Here is a 16230-nt window from a genome sequence, read left to right on the forward strand (position 1 = left end):
AGCGCACACGCGCTCCACCCGGCATGGAGGAGAAGGTTATGCGCCGGGGCTGGGGCGAGAAATCAGACCTTGGTCTTACCGCCGGACGAGCCGGCGATCCGTCCGCCAGCGGCCCGGGCGGCGATTGGCAGGGGTCACGCGACAGGCACCACGAAGTGGAAGACCGCGCCGCCGTCCTGCCGGTTTTCGGCCCAGAGCCGGCCGCCGTGAGCCTGGATGATGGTCCGGCAGATCGACAGGCCCAAGCCCAGGCCCTTGGCCTTGGTGGTGACGAAGGGCTCGAAGATGCGCTCCATGTCCTCGGCGCCGATGCCGCTGCCGCGGTCGGCCACGGAGACGATGACGTTGCCGGCCTCGCATACGGTGCGGACGGTCAGCGCCGGCAGCGCGTCGACGGCCTCGATGGCATCGCAGGCGTTGTTCAGCAGGTTCAGGAGGACCTGCTGCAATTGCACCTCGTCGCCATAGACAGGAGGCAGGTCCGGCGACAACTCGAGCTGGATGGTGATCCCGCGGGAAACGCGGTCGCTGTTGGTCAGCCGCAGGACCTCGCTGACCACCTCGTTGAGGTCGAGCCACTGCCGCGTCGAGTCGTCCTTCTTGAGCAACCGCCGCAGGCGCCGGATGATGTCGCCGGCTCGGCGGTCGGCCTTGACGATGTCGTCGAGGATGGGGCCGATCTCGTCGGCGCTCACCACGCCGCGGGCGATGAACAGCTGGGCCGCCTGGGCATTGCTGAGGATCGAGGTCAGCGGCTGGTTCAGCTCATGGGCGAGAGCGCCGGAAAGCTCGCCCAGCATGGCGACGCGCGACAGGTGCGCGAGCTCGTCGCGCTGGCGTTTGGCCAGTCTCTCGATCTCGTCCTGGCGCTGCTCCGCCAGCTTGCGCTCGGTGGCATCGAGGACGACGCCGAGCAGCTTGGTCGGCTTGCCGCTGGCGCTGTATTCGGCCTGCCCCCAGGCGTGCATCCAGCGGGTGTCGCCGGAGGGCAGGACGATGCGGTATTCCTTCTCGTAGCGGCGATGGTTGGCGAGGGCATCGTGGACGGCGGTGACGACTGCGGCTCTCTCCTCGGGGTGGATGCGCTGGCTGAACCTGTCGAAGTCCACGCGCTCGCCGGGCAGAAAGGAAAACATCGCATAGCCGGTGTCGTTGGCCCAGAAGACGTCGCGCTCGATGTCCCATTCCCAGAGCCCGAGGTGCGCGGCATGGACGGCCAGGTCCATCCGCTGTTCGCTCTCGCGCAGCTGGATGGCCAGGTGCACCGAGCGGAAGACATCGAAGCCCAGCTGATAGGACATGACCAGGACGATGCCGAGAAAGCTGATGCTGATCAGATATGGCGAGGATGCCAGTCCGGCGTGCAGGAGAGTGGCATGGCCCGCGGCGATGAGGAAGAACAGGATGGTGCCGCCACCGACCAAAAGGGCGCGCCGCCGGGTCAGAGCGTCGCCGCGGCGCCAGGCGGAATGGGTTGCGTCGGCGAGAAAGAGGACCAGCAGGATGTCGGCGAGGTTGTTGACCAGCCAGTGGAAGGGCCCCGGGACGCCGACCGGCATGGCGATGCTGTCGCCGAACATGGTCGCCTGTTGCTGGAGCTCGGTGATCTCCGAATAGACGACATTGGCCCCGAACAGGAAGTTGAGCGGGATGCCGAGCAGCCGCAGGCCGCAGACGCTCCAGAACAGCCAGTCGCGGCCTGCGCGCAGGTGCCAGCGGATGAACGCGGCCAGGAGGATGACCCCGATCGGGACCACGACCATCATCCAGCGCAGGGTGTCGCCGTAGGCCTCGGGCGTCGTCGCCCGCATCAGCGACCACTCGCCGAACGTGTAAAACCAGACGCAGACGGCGAACAGGGCGAAAGCCAGGTAATCGCGCTGGGCCCGAAGGTGAATCCAGATGAAGAAAAAGATGACCGCCAGCGTCAAGCTGGTGGCGGCCATCATCGGCCAGATTACGTCGATCAGGTTCAAGCCCGGCATGTCCCGGAATGTAACGCCAAGCGGGTGGCCTACCAAGCCTGTTCCGGACTATCGGCGGGCCGCCGGGTCTCCCGTCACCCACTTGATGGCATCGAGCAGTGCCAGGCCATCTACCGGCTTGTGAAAGAAGAAGCGGGCGCCCAGCTGGCGGGCCAGGCGAACGGTCTCCTCGTCGTCGCGGGCAGAGATGGCGATCAAGGGAATATCGGCAAGTCGCGCCCGCAGTCTTTCCTGCGGCTTGATGCCGAGTCTGCCGGTGGGCGTGATGTCGATCAGGACGCAGTCGGGAACGGCCTGATGCAGGTGGGTCAGCAGGGACTCGCCGTCGGCAAAGCTCAGCGGCGAGTGGCCGGCGGAACGCATCAGCCGTGCCAGCCCGCATCTGACCATCTCGTCGTCATCGACGATGTGAATGCTCAGGGCGTTCGAACCATCGCGCATGCATGAGCTCCTGCCGGCCCGGTGATCGATCCTCCGCAGTCAACGCCACCCGATGTAGGCCACACCAATGCCGCCGATGACCTGGTTCTCGCTGCCGCGCTGGTCGACCAGGGGGCTGTCGGCGGCATCGCCGGTGATCCGACCGTAGCGCAGGCCGGCGCCGAGCACCCATTCCTTGCTCAGGTAAAGGGCTGTTCCCAGGTTTATGTAGGCCTCGTGTACGCCGCTGTCTGCCTTGTAGGCCGGGAGGGGCGCGCTGCCCACGTTGTCCGCATTGATGCCGAAGTAGTGATCGTTGTACTTGCGGTTGCCGTACATGAAGCCGGCGCCGACATGCACGTCCACGGCGCGGTGCACCTGGCGCCAGTAGCGGGCCGAGAGCCTTGCGCGCAGGCCGTCGCTTTCGCCGCCGGCATCCTGCAGCAGCATGCCGCCGACGATCAGGCGATTGCGCGGGTTGGCGGCATCGACCCAGGCGATGTCGCCGAAGACGCCGAGTTCGACGGTGCCGTCGATGTCCCTCATCTGGCGGACCACGTCGTCCTCGACGTCGCTGTCCCGGCCGAAGTGGTAGTTGATCACCGGCCCGAAGCGATATTTCTGGCTGTCGACCAGGTTGAGGCTCAATTCGTTGGCGAACAGTTGCACGTAGCGCTGCTGGCCGGCGAAGGTGTAGCGGGCGTAGGGGGCGACGCCGCCGCTGCGATCGTCCGAGCCCTTGTAATCCGGGACGCTGCCGGCGCCCAAGCCAATGAAGGCAGGCGTTTGCTCGAGTTCGAGAAAGCCTTGCGCCCGTGCTGCGGTGATGTTGCCGGTAACCATCGTCACGAACGCGGCCAGGCCAACAAGCAGCTTGCCGGAATGTCGCATCATGTCTCTCCAGGAGGTCAGGGAGAACCGATGGTAGGCGGGCCGCCGCCCGACCGTAATCGCCTCTTGGTCTTATTGGCTTTGGCGCAGTTCGGGTAACCGGGGGGCGGTTCCCGCCTGCGCCAGGGGTGAAACAAACGGGGCTAGCGCTGGAGGGGCGGGTCGCCGCCACCGGCTGGCGCTCTGTCGTCGGCGCGGTCCAACAGGTGGACCAGTGCAGCCACGGATTGGACCTCCATTTTTTCCATGACTCGCCCGCGGTGAATCTTGACGGTCTTTTCGGCGATGCCCAGTTCCGCTGCAATCTGCTTGTTGAGGCGGCCCAGAACGACCAGTTCCATGACTTCGCGCTCGCGGGCCGAGAGGCGATCCAGGCGCATGGCGATGCCGAGTTGTTCCCGTCGGCGCGCCTGATCGCTGTCGTGACGTCGCAGGGCGATCTCGATGGCGGCAAAGAGCGTATCGTTTTCCACCGGCTTGAGCAGGAAATCGACGGCGCCGCGCTTCATTGCCTGGACGGTCGTGGGCACGTCTCCCTTTCCGGTGAGGAAGATGACCGGCATGTCGATGCCGCGTGCGAGCATCGTTTCGTGCAAGCGCGGACCTGTCATTTCCGGCATGTCGACATCGAGCAATACACAAGCTGTACCGGCGCAGGCGGGGCGCTCGAGGAAGTCGCCTGCCGAAGCGAAGGTCTCGACTTGCCAGCCGGCGGCGCGCAGCAGCCGTGACAGACTGGTACGGACGTCCTCATCGTCATCGATGACGAATATCGTGGGTGCTGCGGACATGTCCGGTTTCTCTGCTTCCATGATCATTAAACCGGCCCTCGAATATCTTTGCCGTGCAGCGTAGGCTGCGGCCGAATGTTTGGAGCAGGAGCGAGTTTCCTCTCGCAGGCCGGTGACGCGCTCCATGATGATTCCGACTTCTGCAATAGCGTGTTGTGATCGCGGATGGGCGGCTCCAAGCGTGATGTGGTCTTGAAGTCGTGGTTCAGGCACGCGGCCGGGTTGGGCGCGGGCGCGTAAGGAGGCAAAGGGAAAGGCCCGCTCCGATCTGCGCCAATCCGACTGCGTCGAGTCTGGAGGGGGGCATCCGCAGCACCCTCCTGCGTAGCGTCTACCGGTCCTCACACCCCAATTTTCGCGCATCGACATTTTCTATGCGAACAATCTATCAGATCCAGTCCAAACGGGTGTTCAACGGGGCGGCAGCGTCTGTTGCCCAGGCCTGGGGCTGGCCGTAGAGGCAAAGGACCACCTGCCGGGCCTTGTCTGCGCAGGCATCCTGGCCTGTGAGCGTGAGGCTGGTCCGACCCGCGTGCTCGGTGCGCTGGCCGGCCGAGGATATCGACGAGGGCCGGCGGGTGATGGCCTCGGGCCGCGCCTATGGGCTTGCCGGGCGAGGATCAGGCGTCGTCGTGCATCGGAGTGGCGTCCCGAGCCTGTCGTCGAGTACACAGCGCATGCGCCTCGTCCGCGCTCAGGCTGCGGCCGGGCCAGGGCACGAGCCCGGGCACGCGCTCGCGGTAGCGCGCGTAGGCTTTGCCGTGGAAGGCAAGCAGCTTGCGCTCTTCGAGCAGCGAGCCCAGCCACAGGTAGAGCGTGATGCACAGCGCGCTCGTCAGCCGCGCCTCGTCCATGTCGCGCGTCCACAGGATCAGCAGGCCGAGGCTGTACCAGGGATGACGGACGTGGCGGTGCAGCGGCGACAGCGTCAGGCCCCCGGGATCCTCGGCGGCGTGCTCGCGTGTGCGCCACTGCGTGCTGCCGTAGAACACGCCCATGTCGTAGTAGCGCGTCGACCACAGGAAGCCGGCCGCCGCCGCCACCGCCAACCCGTTCGCCAGCCAGGCCCAGCCGCCCTGCCAGGACCACAGCAGCGGCGCGCGCCAGGCGAAGGTGAGCCACAGCGGCGGCAGCAGCAGGACCACCGCGAGCAGGTTGAAGGCTAGGAGTCTGCGCGGCAGAACTCCAGAGCGTGTTTTCTAGCAGAATGATTGGCGAACCGCGAGGTGCGGCACGAGACTGAGGCCGTGGTCAAGTTGCTTTGCGACGGCGCGGCGCGCATGCCGGACGGCAACGGGGACAGGTTTGCCCCCTTTTCCCGTCATGCCGTCCTCAATGTGCTCATCCTGCGCAGGTTCAGCGCCATACAGACGAGCTTCCACTCCGCTTTGACGCGCTCCAGGCCCCGCAGGCTGAACTGCCGGAATCCCAACACGTTCTTGATCCAGCCGTTGGGCGGTTCGGCGATCCATTTCCGTTTTCGGTAGGCGCTCTTGCCCGCCTCGCTCTCGAGCTTGTCGGCCATCTGCGCGGTGTGCGGATTGCGTTCGCGATCGAAGCCGAGTCGGCGCTTACCTTCCCGGCCCAGCGCCACCACCAGTTCGGTCCCGCACCCGTCGAGTTCCCGGAACGTTTGCTCCGAGCGGTAGCCGGTGTCGGCCAGCGCCTGGCGCGGTCGGTGTTCGACGTTGTCGCGCACGGCCTGCAGTACCCCCGCCAGTTGCCCGGCGTCGCTGGCGTTGTTGGTCAGCTCGGCCGCCACGATGATGTGGGCGGTCTCGTCGACCGCCGTCTGGGCGTTGTAGCTCGGATCGAAACCGCCGCCGGCGCGCTTCATGATGCGGCTGTCCGGATCGGTGAAGTTCTCCTGCGCCTTGTCCTCGGGCACTCCAAAGTCGCGCTTGTAGCGCCCGCCCTTCGGTTTGCCGTCACCGCCGCGCGGGCGACGCTCGTCATCGTCGCTGCGCCCGCGCGCCTGATCGGCCTCGCGCTGGCGCTGCTCGAGCCGCGCCCGGGCTTCAGCAATCGCCGTCAGCCGCGCCTCGCGCCGCGCGATCTCGGCCGGCACATCCCACTCGGGCTCGTTCCGCTCGGCGTCGTCGGCGGCCTTGGCCCGATTGAGCAGCGCCTCGATCTGCCGTTTCAACTCGGCCTCCGCCTTCACCATATGGCCGTAACTCATCGCCTTGTGGCGGCTGGCGTTTGCCTTGACCTTGGTGCCGTCGATGGCCACCGTCCCGAGCTTGACCAGCCCCATCTCGCGGGCCAGTCGCACCACCTGCACGAACAACTCGCTCAGCTCCTTCAAATGGACCGCGCGAAAGTCGCTCAGCGTGCGGTGGGCCGGGAAGTTGTCTGCCGCCAGGACCCGGAACGCCACATCCTCGTGCAGCTTGCGCGCGATCTTGCGCGAACTGAACACGCCCGTGGCGTACGCATACAGCAGCACCTTGACCATCATGGCCGGATGAAACGGCTGGTTGCGCGGTCCGCCACCGGCATACCGGGCGTGGAACGCGCTCAGATCCAACCCGTCGACCGCGTCGCTGATGAAGTACGCCAAGTGGCCTTCGGGTAGCCACTCCTGCAGCGCCTGGGGCAGCAGCATCTGCTGCTGCGGGCAATAGGGCAGATAGCTCGTCATCTCGACAGTCTACCGGCCCCGAAACGCCCGCGAGGACTTAACTCACCGACGCTTGGCTTCTGCCGCGCAGACTCCTAGCCGGTAGGCCGGCGCCAGCCGCGGCCAGGGCGCCGCCACCACGCGCTTGAGCCGCAGCGAGGCGAGCAGGGAGTGCAGCGCGGCGTAAGCCAGCCAGCACAGTACGAGGCTGGCGATCTGGGTGCCGGAAAGGCTCATCGACGGGGCTCCCCGAAGGAAGGCAAGTGCATGATTCTGGAACGTTTCCAAAAGGACTTGCATTGTCTTTTGTTGCAGTGCACCATAATGCCGCAAGTTCCATCACGCCGAGTCGGCACCCAGGTGTCGTCCACCGCAAGGAGTACACCATGAACGTCTCGCCCGAGAAAATGCTTTCCGCCTTCCGCAACACCGCGGAGGTCCGTATCCACGAACTCGCCACCGCGAGCGACGGCCTGCTCTCCGGGGTCGAGCACCTGACCGCGCTCAACCTCAACACCGGCCGCGCGCTGCTCGACGAAACCATCGCCTTCACCCAGGCGGCCGCCGCGGCGCGCGAGCCGCGCACCCTGGTCGAACTCCAGATCGGCTCGATCACCCCGGTGCTGCGTCACGGCCACGCCTGGTTTACCACCGCGGGCACGGTCGCCGCCCAGGCCCAGGCCGACGCGCTGCGCCTGTTCGAGGCCGGCATGTCGCAATGGCTGCAGGGTGTGATCCTCACCCTCGAACTGCTCAACCGCAGCGCCCCCGCAGGCTCCGCGCTCGCGGTGCACGCCCTGCGCTCCGTGGTCGCCAATGCCTCGACCGCCTACGACGGCGTCACCCGTGCTGCCGCCCACGCCAGCTCCACCGCGCGCACCCACGTCGACCAGGCCGCCAGCGCCGCGCTCGAAGCCCTCGACCGCGGCACCAGCGCCACGGTCTCGCTCATCCGCAGCGCGGCCTGAGCGAGGCGGACCCGCCGGAGCGGGGACCTGGCAGTGGAGGCGGGGGAATCCACCCGCCGTGGAACGCAGGAAGGCCGGCTCGGAAGAGCTGGCCTTTTTGGTGAGCAACCGCACCGCCGAAGGGTGCGCCGGCATCGGTGGCGAGTCCTTCAAGATGCGCGACATCCGCCGCACGGTGGAGACCATGCTTGCCGGCCTGGGTATCCGCAAGGGCACCCGCGCGCAACCGCTATCCCACGGCATTCGCGGAGTGCAGGCCGCGCACTACGATCGGCACGCCTGCACCGACGAGAAGTGCGCCGCATTGGTGGCCTGGGAGGCACGGCTAGAGGCCATCCGCCAAGCGGAGCGCGCGCCCTCGAACGTGGTCCGCCCTGGGGCAGCGCGCCGCCTGACGACATGCGCGGGAACATATCAGAAATGCGATACTCTATGCACTGGACCGTTACCGTTATCCCGGAGGCCGAGGCCGAATTGCTGGCGCTGCCCGCCGACATGCAAGCCCGCTTCCTGCACATTGCCGAGTTGCTGGAATCCTTCGGCCCGCAGAAGGTGGGCATGCCGCATATTCGGCCGCTGGAAGGGAAACTGTGGGAAATGCGCATGACCGGCCGCGACGGCATCGCCCGCGCCGTCTATGTGGCCCGCACCGGGCAGCGCCTGACGGTCCTGCACGTCTTCACCAAGAAGACCCAGAAAACTCCGCGCAAGGCCATCGAAACGGCCCAAGCGCGACTGAGGAGCCTGACCAATGACTGAGCTTGCCGCCCTGAAGGCCCGCATTCTGGCGAACCCCGAGGCCCGCGCCGAGTACGACGCGCAAGCGCCGGAGTTCGAGCTTGCCCGCGAACTCATCACCGCCCGCACCCGCGCCGGCCTGACTCAATCCGAGCTTGCCGAGCGCATGCACACGACGCAGTCGACCATCGCCCGCCTGGAGAGTGGCCGCACCATGCCGAGCATGCGCACGCTGGCCCGCTATGCCGAGGCGACCGGAAGCCGCGCGGTGGTGCGCCTGGAGCGCAGCGCCTGACCGAATGCTGAGGGCAGCACCATGACGAGGATGCACAACCCGCCGCACCCTGGCGAAGCGCTCCGGGAGGATGTTCTTCCTGCTCTGGGCCTGACCGTGACCGACGCCGCCGCGCAACTTGGCGTGACCCGCGCCGCCTTGTCTCACGTGCTGAACGGCCGCGCTGCAATATCGCCGGAAATGGCCTTGCGCCTCGAAGGTTGGCTTGGCGTGGAGAACGGAGGCAGTGCAGACGCCTGGATTGCGCAGCAAGACGCCTATGGCTTGTGGAAGGCTCGCGCCGCTGGTGCGCCTGTGGTGCAGCGAGCGCCAGAAGTGGCGGCAGTCAGACTGCCATGAAAGCCGCATTCGAGAGCATCAAGCTCGGTCTGCAAGAGGCCATCGAACACGCCGAAGGGCATCCCGGGCCGGGCACCCGCATTCACCGCCCGCGCCCGGCAACCCGGAATCAACCGATTACCTGATCAACCCTTTTGCACAACTTGACGCACACAACTGACCCGACAGGCCGCGCACGCTTGACCAGCGCCAGCATCACCACCAAGACGGGCCCCGCGCCGGGTTTCTTTTCTGGCACGCCGCCAGGGCAAGAGGGTAGCGAAACGCGCCCCAGACCGAGGCCGGACATTTTCGCGGACATGCTGGCGCTGCTGCTAGGCGGAGGTGGCCGAGCGCGTGGCATCGGGAAGGGCCGACGTTTTCCATTCCTACCCAAACGCCAAAAAGCAAAAAGGCCAACCTCGAAAGATTGGCCTAAGTGCTTGAATTTGTTGGTGGGGGCACTAGGACTCGAACCTAGGACCAATTGATTAAGAGTCAACTGCTCTACCAACTGAGCTATACCCCCGTGCCTTGCGGCGGATCGGATTGGCGCCCGATCGAAGAGCGCGCATTATACGCGCAGGTTTGGCGCAGTGCAACAGATTTTTCGTCCGGCGCAGGCGCGGAACCCGGCCACCGCGCTTGCGCCTTCTGGCACTCCGCTGGAAATGCCACGCTTCCGGAGGCCCGGCCGCGCTCAGCCCAGGATGCGGCCGGCGCGGCGACGCGTGCCGACGCCGGGGAGGGCGCCGAGGCCGCGCGAGCCGTGGGCGTGGCAGATCGCGCAGGCGAGCGCGTCGGCGGCGTCGGGGCCGGGGCTGGCGTCGAGGGCGAGCAGGCGCTGCACCATGTGCTGTACCTGTTCCTTGTGCGCCTTGCCGTAGCCGACCACCGACTGCTTGACCTGCAGCGCGGTGTATTCGGCCACCGGCAGGTCGCAGGCCACCGCGCCGCAGATCACCGCGCCGCGGGCCTGGCCGAGCAGCAGGGTGGATTGCGGGTTGACGTTCACGAAGACCTTCTCGACTGCGACCACGTCGGGGCGGTAGGTGGCGACGATCTCGCGCACGCCGTCGAGCAGGGTCTTGAGGCGGCCGGGGAGCTCGCCGTCCCGGGTCCTGATGCAGCCGCTGGCAACGTAGCGCAGCTGGGTGCCGAGCTGGTCCACCAGGCCGAAGCCGGTGATGCGCAGCCCGGGGTCGAGGCCGAGGATGCGGGTGGCGACGTGCGTGCTTGCGGCAGCGCTCAAATCTTCACCGCGGTGCCGCTCACGCACACCATCAGCATGCCGTTATCCTGGCCGAGGACCTCGTAGTCGACGTCGATGCCGATCACCGCGTTGGCGCCGAGCTTCTGCGCGGCTTCTTCCATCTCTTCCATGGCGATGCGGCGGGCGTCGGCCAGCGTGCGCTCGTAGCTGCCCGCGCGGCCGCCGACCACGTTGCGGATCGAGGCGAACATGTCCTTGAACAGGTTGGCACCGATGATGGCCTCGCCATTGACCACGCCGAGGTACTGGCGGATCGGCTGGCCGTCGAGGCTCGAGGTGGTGGTCATCAGCATGGCATGCTCCTGCGGAGTGGGAGGAGCCCCGATTCTAGCCCTTGCGCGCCAGCCATACACCCGAGACGGCGATGGCCATGCCGGCGATGGCGAGTGCGGATAGCTTCTCGTCGAACATCGCCCAGGCGATCAGCGCCGTGGTCGGCGGCGTCAGGTAGAACAGGCTCGCCACGTTCACCGCGCTGCCGCTGCGGATCAGCAGGTTGAGCAGGCTGATCGCGCCGATCGACAGCACCAGCACCAGCCAGCCGAGCGCGAAGACGAAGTCGCCGGTCCACTCGATCCGCATCGTCTCGGTCTGGCTGGCGATCAGTGCGGTGATCGCCAGACTGGGCAGGAACTGCATCACCGAACCGGTGCGCAGGTCGAAGCGCGGGCAGAAGCGCTTCTGGTACAGGGTGCCGGCGGTGATGCCGAGCAGCGCGGCCAGCGCGGGGACGAGCATGTGGATCAGCGCGCCGCCATCGACGCCATCCACGTTCGCCTTGCTGCCCACCACCAGCGCGACGCCGCCGAAGCCGAGCGCGAGCCCGGCCCACTGCCGCGCCGATACCCGCTCGCCGAGCAGCGCGCCGGCGAGCGCGGCGGTGAGCAGCGGCTGCATGCCCACCACCAGCGCCGATATGCCCGCCGGCAGCCCGCGGTGGATCGACATGAACACGCCACCCAGGTACAGCGCCTGCACCAGCACGCCGGTGACGCCGATATGCAGCGCCTCGCGCGGGCTGGCCGGCCAGGGCGCGCGCATCGCCAGCGCGAGCAGGCTCATCAGAGCGATCACCAGCACGTAGCGGCTGCTCAGGAAGGTGAGTGGCTCGGCGTAGGGCAGGCCGAACTTGGCGCCGATGAAGCCGGTGCTCCACAGCAGCACGAACAGCAGCGGCGTCAGGCGGGTGAGCAGGGGCGGAGTCGGCATCGCGGTGGGTCCGTGAAAAACAAAAAGCGGCGCCGGGCGCCGCTTTCCTGGGGGGCAGTCGGGAGAGCTTACTCGTCGAATTCGGCGGAGGTGTACACCTCCTGCACGTCGTCCAGGCCTTCGAGCGCGTCGAGCAGCTTCTGCATGCGCGCGGCCTCGTCGCCGGCGAGCTCGATGACGTTCTCCGGCTTCATCGTGACCTCGCCGAACTCGGCGGTGAAGCCGGCCTTTTCCAGCGCTTCCTTGATGGTGGTGAACTCCCACGGGCCCGTGATGACCTCGATCGAGCCGTCGTCGTTGGTGACGACGTCTTCGGCGCCGGCTTCGAGCGCGGCTTCCATCAGCGCGTCCTCGCTGGTGCCGGGGGCGAACAGGAGCTGGCCGCAGTGCTTGAACTGGAAGGACACGCAGCCGTCGGTGCCCATGTTGCCGCCGTACTTGGAGAAGGCGTGGCGCACGTCGGCCACGGTGCGGGTCTTGTTGTCGGTGAGGCAGTCGACCATCACCGCCGAGCCGCCGATGCCGTAGCCCTCGTAGCGGATCTCCTCGTAGCTCACGCCCTCGAGCTCGCCGGTGCCCTTCTTGATCGCGTTGTCGATCTTGTCCTTGGGCATGTTGACGCCCTTGGCCTTGTCGACCGCCAGGCGCAGGCGCGGGTTGAAGCCGGGATCACCTCCGCCCATCTTGGCGGCGACGGTGATCTCCTTCGCCAGCTTGGAGAATGCCGCACCGCGCTTTTCGTCCTGACGACCCTTGCGGTGCTGGATGTTGGCCCATTTCGAGTGACCCGCCATATTGGAACCTCTGTGCTGCCCGAGCGATTGAAGAGGCGCGCATTATAGCGCCCGCTCCGTGTGTGCGCCTCGGGTGCAGCGGGCGCCACCGCGACGTAGGAGCGACGCAAGTCGCGATCGGAGGTTTCTGCGGCGCTGGCGCGGATTTCATGCGCTGCAATCGCGACTTGCGTCGCTCCCACGAAGAACCACCGCGCCTGCGGGGGCCATGGGAGGCCGCGGGCGAGGCTGCTAAACTCGGCGCATTCCGAACCGAATCCCGAGGAGCATGAAATGGCCGACCCGATGCTGATCGCGCGAGCGCACGACAAGGACCAGTTCAAGGACATCTGCCTGCTGCCGCGCCTGTCCAACCGCCACGGCCTCATCACCGGTGCCACCGGCACCGGCAAGACGGTGACCCTGCAGAAGCTCGCCGAATCCTTCGCCCATATCGGCGTGCCGGTGTTCGTCGCCGACATCAAGGGTGACCTCTCCGGCATCGGCGCCGCGGGCGTCAGGTCCGACAAGCTGATGCAGCGCCTGGCCGCAATCGGCATCGACGACTACACCCCGCGTGCCAACACGGTGGTGTTCTGGGACGTGTTCGGCGAGCAGGGCCATCCGGTGCGCGCCACCATCTCCGACATGGGCCCGCTCTTGATCGCGCGCCTGCTCAACCTCAACGACACCCAGACCGGCGTGCTCACGCTGGTGTTCAAGATCGCCGACGACAACGGCATGCTGCTGCTCGACCTCAAGGACCTGCGCGCGATGGTCCAGTACGTGGGCGAGAACGCGAAGAGCTTCACCACCGAGTACGGCAACATCTCCAGCGCCTCGATCGGTGCCATCCAGCGCAACCTGCTGGCGCTGGAAGAGCAGGGCGGCGACGTGTTCTTCGGCGAGCCGATGCTCGACATCGCCGACCTGATGCAGACCGACGCCGATGGCCGCGGCGTGATCAACGTGCTCGCCGCGGACAAGCTCTACCACTCGCCCAAGCTCTACTCCACCTTCCTGCTGTGGATGCTGTCCGAGCTCTTCGAGCAGCTGCCCGAGGTCGGCGACCCCGACAAGCCGAAGATGGTGTTCTTCTTCGACGAGGCCCACCTGCTGTTCAACGACGCGCCCAAGGCGCTGATCGAGAAGATCGAGCAGGTGGTGCGCCTGATCCGCTCCAAGGGCGTGGGCGTGTATTTCGTTACCCAGAACCCGCTCGACGTGCCCGACACCGTGCTCGGCCAGCTCGGCAACCGCGTCCAGCACGCGCTGCGCGCCTTCACCCCGCGCGACCAGAAGGCGGTGAAGACCGCCGCCGACACCATGCGCCCCAACCCGGCCTTCGACGCCGTGGCGGCGATCACCGAACTCGGCGTGGGCGAGGCGCTGATCTCCTTCCTCGACGAAAAAGGCCGGCCGCAGATCACCGAGCGCTGCAACGTCATCGCGCCCGATTCGCGCCTCGGTCCGCTCGAGCCCGCCGAGCGCCGGGCGACGATCGCCGGCTCGGTGATCTACGGCCACTACGAGAAGGCGGTCGACCGCGAATCCGCCTACGAGCTGCTCAAGGCCAGCGCCGCGACCAAGGCCGCGGTCGAGGCAGGCCGCGCGGCGGCGAAGGAGGTCGGCGGCGACGATACCGGCAGTGTGGTCAGCGACATCCTCTTCGGCGCCACCGGCCCGCGTGGCGGCAAGCGCGACGGACTGGTGCAGATCGCCGCCAAGACGGTCACGCGCACCATCGGCAGCAGCCTGGGGCGGCAGATCGTGCGCGGGATATTGGGCTCGCTGCTGGGCGGCAAGCGCTGAAGGGGACGGGAGGGAGATTGCATCCCTTCCGGCGGCCGCGCGGGCAAGCGCCGCGCGCCGCGGTGTCCATTACCGGATCGCGACTTGCGTCGCTCCTACAGGCGCCTTCGGGAGCGCGGCGGTCTCGTAGGAGCGACGCAAGTCGCGATCCCGCGCTTCAGCGCTGCCGCGGCCGATTCGCGCCGCGCGCAGGCCGGTTCCCGACGCCTCACGGAAAGCACCGCATCTGCCCCTGCACCACCACGCAGCTGCGGTTGCGGCCGGCTTGCTTGGCGCGGTAGAGGGCGCGATCGGCGGCATTGACGAGCGCGTCGGTCTCGGTCATGCCGACCTCGCGGGTGGCCACGCCGATGCTCACCGAGATCTGTATTTCCGTTTCGCCGGCCTGGATGCGCAGGCGCTCGACCATGCGGCGCAGGCGCTCGGCGGCCTGGACCGCCGCCTTGAGGTCGGTGTTCGGGCAGATCACGAGGAATTCCTCGCCACCCATGCGGCACATGCTGTCGTCCTTGCGCGCCGAGTGCTGGATGGCCTGGGCGACGTCGCGCAGCACGGTGTCGCCCACCGCGTGGCCGTGGCTGTCGTTGATGCGCTTGAAGTGGTCGATGTCGAGCATCATCACCGACAGCGGCTGTTCGAAGCGGCTGGAGGCGGCCCAGGCCTTGGCGAGCGCGTTCATGCCCGAGCGGCGGTTGGGCAGGTTGGTGAGCAGGTCGGTCATCGCCGCGTGGGCGAGGCGGCGGTTGCTGATCGCCAGCTCGGCCGCGAACTGCTTGAGCTGGGCACGGTCGCGCTCCCACGCCTCGAGCAGCTGCACGTAGTGCCGGGCGGCGCGCAGACGCGCGCGCAGGGTGCGCACGTTGACCGGCTTCACCAGGAAATCGTCCACCCCGGCCTCGAAGGCCTCGCTCACCTCGTCCTCGTTTTCATGCCCGGTGAGCATGATCAGGTACATGGTCTGCCCCCACTCGGTCGCGCGCAGCGCACGCGCGAGGTCCAGCCCGTCCATGCCCGGCATCATCCAGTCGGTGACGACGATCTGCGGCTGGGTCTCGACCGCCAGCGCAAGCGCCTCGCGACCGTTGTTGGCGCACACCACCGCGTGGCCGAGCGCCCCGGACAGCACGCCCTCCATCATGCAGCGCGTGGTGGGGTCGTCGTCGACCAGCAGCACGCGCAGCGCCGCCGCGCCATCGCTCTTCTCGTCGCGCATCGCGTGCGCCGCCGACATGTGCGCGAACGAGGGCAGCGCCGAGGCCGGCACGCGCAGCAGCTCGCCCCAAGTGCGCCACTGCTGCACCAGGTCGTCCACCGTGGCGCCGAGCTGTTCGGCGTCGAGGCCGATCCTGCCCCCGAGCAGCAGCAACTCGGCGGTGCAGGCGTTGCGTTCGCTTTCGCCGGCGAGACCGAGGTCGGCGATGCGGCGCGCAAGGTAGAAGAGATGTACCAGCTGGTAGGGCCGTGAGCCGCGCGAGAAGCCGGAGCTTTCAGGGTCCTCGTGGTGGTAGATCGGCTCGATCAGCGCGCCGGGGATGCCCCACTCGCCGAGCAGCGCGGCGGTGAGCTCGTTGTGATCGGTCTGCAGGTGCTCCTGCTCGAGCGCCACCAGGCTGCGCGCGGCGCCGTCCTGGCCGTCGAGCAGGCGGCCGTACTCGACCGGATAGACGGTGGCGAGCGAGAGCCGGCCCACCTGGGCGAGCAGGCCGCAGGCGAAGAGCTCCTCGCTCGAGCCGACCCCCGTCATGTTGCTGAACCTCTGCATCGCCAGCCCCATCAGCAGCGAATGCGACCAGAAGCTTTGGTAGTCGAACTGTCCGCAGGGCCCGTTCTGGTACTGGTCCACCAGCGAGAAGCCGAGCGCGAGGTTGCGCACCGTGCCCATGCCCAGGCGCATGATCGCCTCGGTGACCGAGGCCACCGGCCGTCCGCCACCGTGCGCCGCCGAGTTGGCCTGGCGGATCAGGCGGCTCGCCAGCGCCGGGTCGGTCTGCGCGATGCGCGCCACTTCGGCGATCGTGGCGTCGTCCTTGCGGCACAGTTCGAGGATCGCCAGCGCGACGCCTTTCGGACTGGGGAGTTCGCCGTTCAGGGGAATGTGTTCGAGGGTTTTCATCGGGGGTACGGCCGGGCGCGG

Annotated in this window: 18 protein-coding genes and 1 tRNA gene; 6 read left to right on the top strand and 13 right to left on the bottom strand. The window is 67.4% G+C overall.

All coding sequences use genetic code 11. The features are described from left to right. Positions 1–134: 134 nt before the first annotated feature. The 7 genes from PO78_RS14730 to PO78_RS22940 all read right to left on the bottom strand — a co-directional run bounded on the left by PO78_RS14730 (position 135) and on the right by PO78_RS22940 (position 6947). Positions 135–1949 carry an ATP-binding protein gene (locus PO78_RS14730; protein ID WP_231570730.1) on the bottom strand — a complete coding sequence of 605 codons (1815 nt, stop codon included), beginning with the start codon at positions 1947–1949 and terminating at the stop codon, positions 135–137. An 84-nt stretch (positions 1950–2033) separates the two neighbouring features. Further along, on the bottom strand, positions 2034–2426 hold the full coding sequence (locus PO78_RS14735) for a response regulator transcription factor (protein WP_012586189.1): 393 nt from the start codon (positions 2424–2426) through the stop codon (positions 2034–2036). Positions 2427–2465: 39 nt separating this feature from the next. Further along, entirely contained in the window at positions 2466–3299 is an 834-nt protein-coding gene (locus PO78_RS14740; RefSeq protein ID WP_043744847.1) for a MipA/OmpV family protein, read from the bottom strand. 140 nt (positions 3300–3439) lie between these two features. Beyond that, positions 3440–4213 (bottom strand): response regulator transcription factor, encoded by a 774-nt coding sequence (locus tag PO78_RS14745; protein WP_231570731.1) that lies wholly within the window; start codon positions 4211–4213, stop codon positions 3440–3442. A gap of 494 nt (positions 4214–4707) precedes the next feature. Beyond that, entirely contained in the window at positions 4708–5232 is a 525-nt protein-coding gene (locus PO78_RS14750; protein ID WP_231570732.1) for a methyltransferase family protein, read from the bottom strand. Positions 5233–5408: 176 nt separating this feature from the next. Further along, entirely contained in the window at positions 5409–6731 is a 1323-nt protein-coding gene (locus PO78_RS14755) for an IS1182 family transposase (RefSeq protein WP_004301215.1), read from the bottom strand. Positions 6732–6773: 42 nt separating this feature from the next. Continuing rightward, a complete protein-coding gene (locus tag PO78_RS22940; RefSeq protein ID WP_156147823.1) occupies positions 6774–6947 on the bottom strand; it encodes a hypothetical protein in 174 nt (57 codons plus the stop codon). Between the two features lie 149 nt (positions 6948–7096). Between PO78_RS22940 and PO78_RS14760 the strand changes: the two genes are divergently transcribed. The 5 genes from PO78_RS14760 (at position 7097) to PO78_RS23560 (ending at position 9175) form a co-directional block, all read left to right on the top strand. Next, the gene (locus PO78_RS14760; protein ID WP_004300281.1) at positions 7097–7678 is read left to right on the top strand and encodes a phasin family protein; all 582 of its coding nucleotides are present in this window, start codon (positions 7097–7099) and stop codon (positions 7676–7678) included. A 432-nt stretch (positions 7679–8110) separates the two neighbouring features. Next, a complete protein-coding gene (locus PO78_RS14765) occupies positions 8111–8437 on the top strand; it encodes a type II toxin-antitoxin system RelE/ParE family toxin (protein WP_041589916.1) in 327 nt (108 codons plus the stop codon). Then, positions 8430–8711 (top strand): helix-turn-helix domain-containing protein, encoded by a 282-nt coding sequence (locus PO78_RS14770; protein ID WP_012586182.1) that lies wholly within the window; start codon positions 8430–8432, stop codon positions 8709–8711. The genes PO78_RS14765 and PO78_RS14770 overlap by 8 nt, the downstream gene beginning before the upstream one ends. A 21-nt stretch (positions 8712–8732) precedes the next feature. Further along, a complete protein-coding gene (locus PO78_RS22410; RefSeq protein ID WP_012586181.1) occupies positions 8733–9050 on the top strand; it encodes a HigA family addiction module antitoxin in 318 nt (105 codons plus the stop codon). Then, positions 9047–9175 carry a hypothetical protein gene (locus PO78_RS23560; protein ID WP_012586180.1) on the top strand — a complete coding sequence of 43 codons (129 nt, stop codon included), beginning with the start codon at positions 9047–9049 and terminating at the stop codon, positions 9173–9175. The genes PO78_RS22410 and PO78_RS23560 overlap by 4 nt, the downstream gene beginning before the upstream one ends. Before the next feature lie 307 nt (positions 9176–9482). Here the strand turns inward: PO78_RS23560 and PO78_RS14780 are convergent. The 5 genes from PO78_RS14780 to PO78_RS14800 all read right to left on the bottom strand — a co-directional run bounded on the left by PO78_RS14780 (position 9483) and on the right by PO78_RS14800 (position 12305). Next, positions 9483–9558: transfer RNA gene (locus PO78_RS14780), tRNA-Lys, on the bottom strand. A gap of 171 nt (positions 9559–9729) precedes the next feature. After that, complete coding sequence (ruvC, locus tag PO78_RS14785) at positions 9730–10281, bottom strand: crossover junction endodeoxyribonuclease RuvC (RefSeq protein WP_043744850.1); 552 nt, start codon at positions 10279–10281, stop codon at positions 9730–9732. Beyond that, complete coding sequence (locus PO78_RS14790) at positions 10278–10595, bottom strand: heavy metal-binding domain-containing protein (RefSeq protein WP_004300255.1); 318 nt, start codon at positions 10593–10595, stop codon at positions 10278–10280. Before PO78_RS14790 ends, ruvC begins: the two co-directional genes overlap by 4 nt. A gap of 34 nt (positions 10596–10629) precedes the next feature. After that, positions 10630–11511 carry a DMT family transporter gene (locus PO78_RS14795; RefSeq protein WP_004300252.1) on the bottom strand — a complete coding sequence of 294 codons (882 nt, stop codon included), beginning with the start codon at positions 11509–11511 and terminating at the stop codon, positions 10630–10632. Positions 11512–11579: 68 nt separating this feature from the next. Beyond that, positions 11580–12305: a YebC/PmpR family DNA-binding transcriptional regulator gene (locus PO78_RS14800; protein ID WP_004300250.1), complete on the bottom strand. Its 726-nt coding sequence runs from the start codon at positions 12303–12305 to the stop codon at positions 11580–11582. A 273-nt stretch (positions 12306–12578) separates the two neighbouring features. Between PO78_RS14800 and PO78_RS14805 the strand changes: the two genes are divergently transcribed. Next, positions 12579–14096 carry a helicase HerA-like C-terminal domain-containing protein gene (locus PO78_RS14805; RefSeq protein WP_043744853.1) on the top strand — a complete coding sequence of 506 codons (1518 nt, stop codon included), beginning with the start codon at positions 12579–12581 and terminating at the stop codon, positions 14094–14096. A gap of 208 nt (positions 14097–14304) precedes the next feature. Here PO78_RS14805 and PO78_RS14810 read toward each other — a convergent pair whose 3' ends face one another. Next, positions 14305–16209: a GGDEF domain-containing response regulator gene (locus PO78_RS14810; protein WP_043744856.1), complete on the bottom strand. Its 1905-nt coding sequence runs from the start codon at positions 16207–16209 to the stop codon at positions 14305–14307. Positions 16210–16230 lie beyond the last annotated feature (21 nt).

The organism is Thauera sp. SWB20 (assembly GCF_000831325.1).
GTDB lineage: Bacteria > Pseudomonadota > Gammaproteobacteria > Burkholderiales > Rhodocyclaceae > Thauera > Thauera aminoaromatica.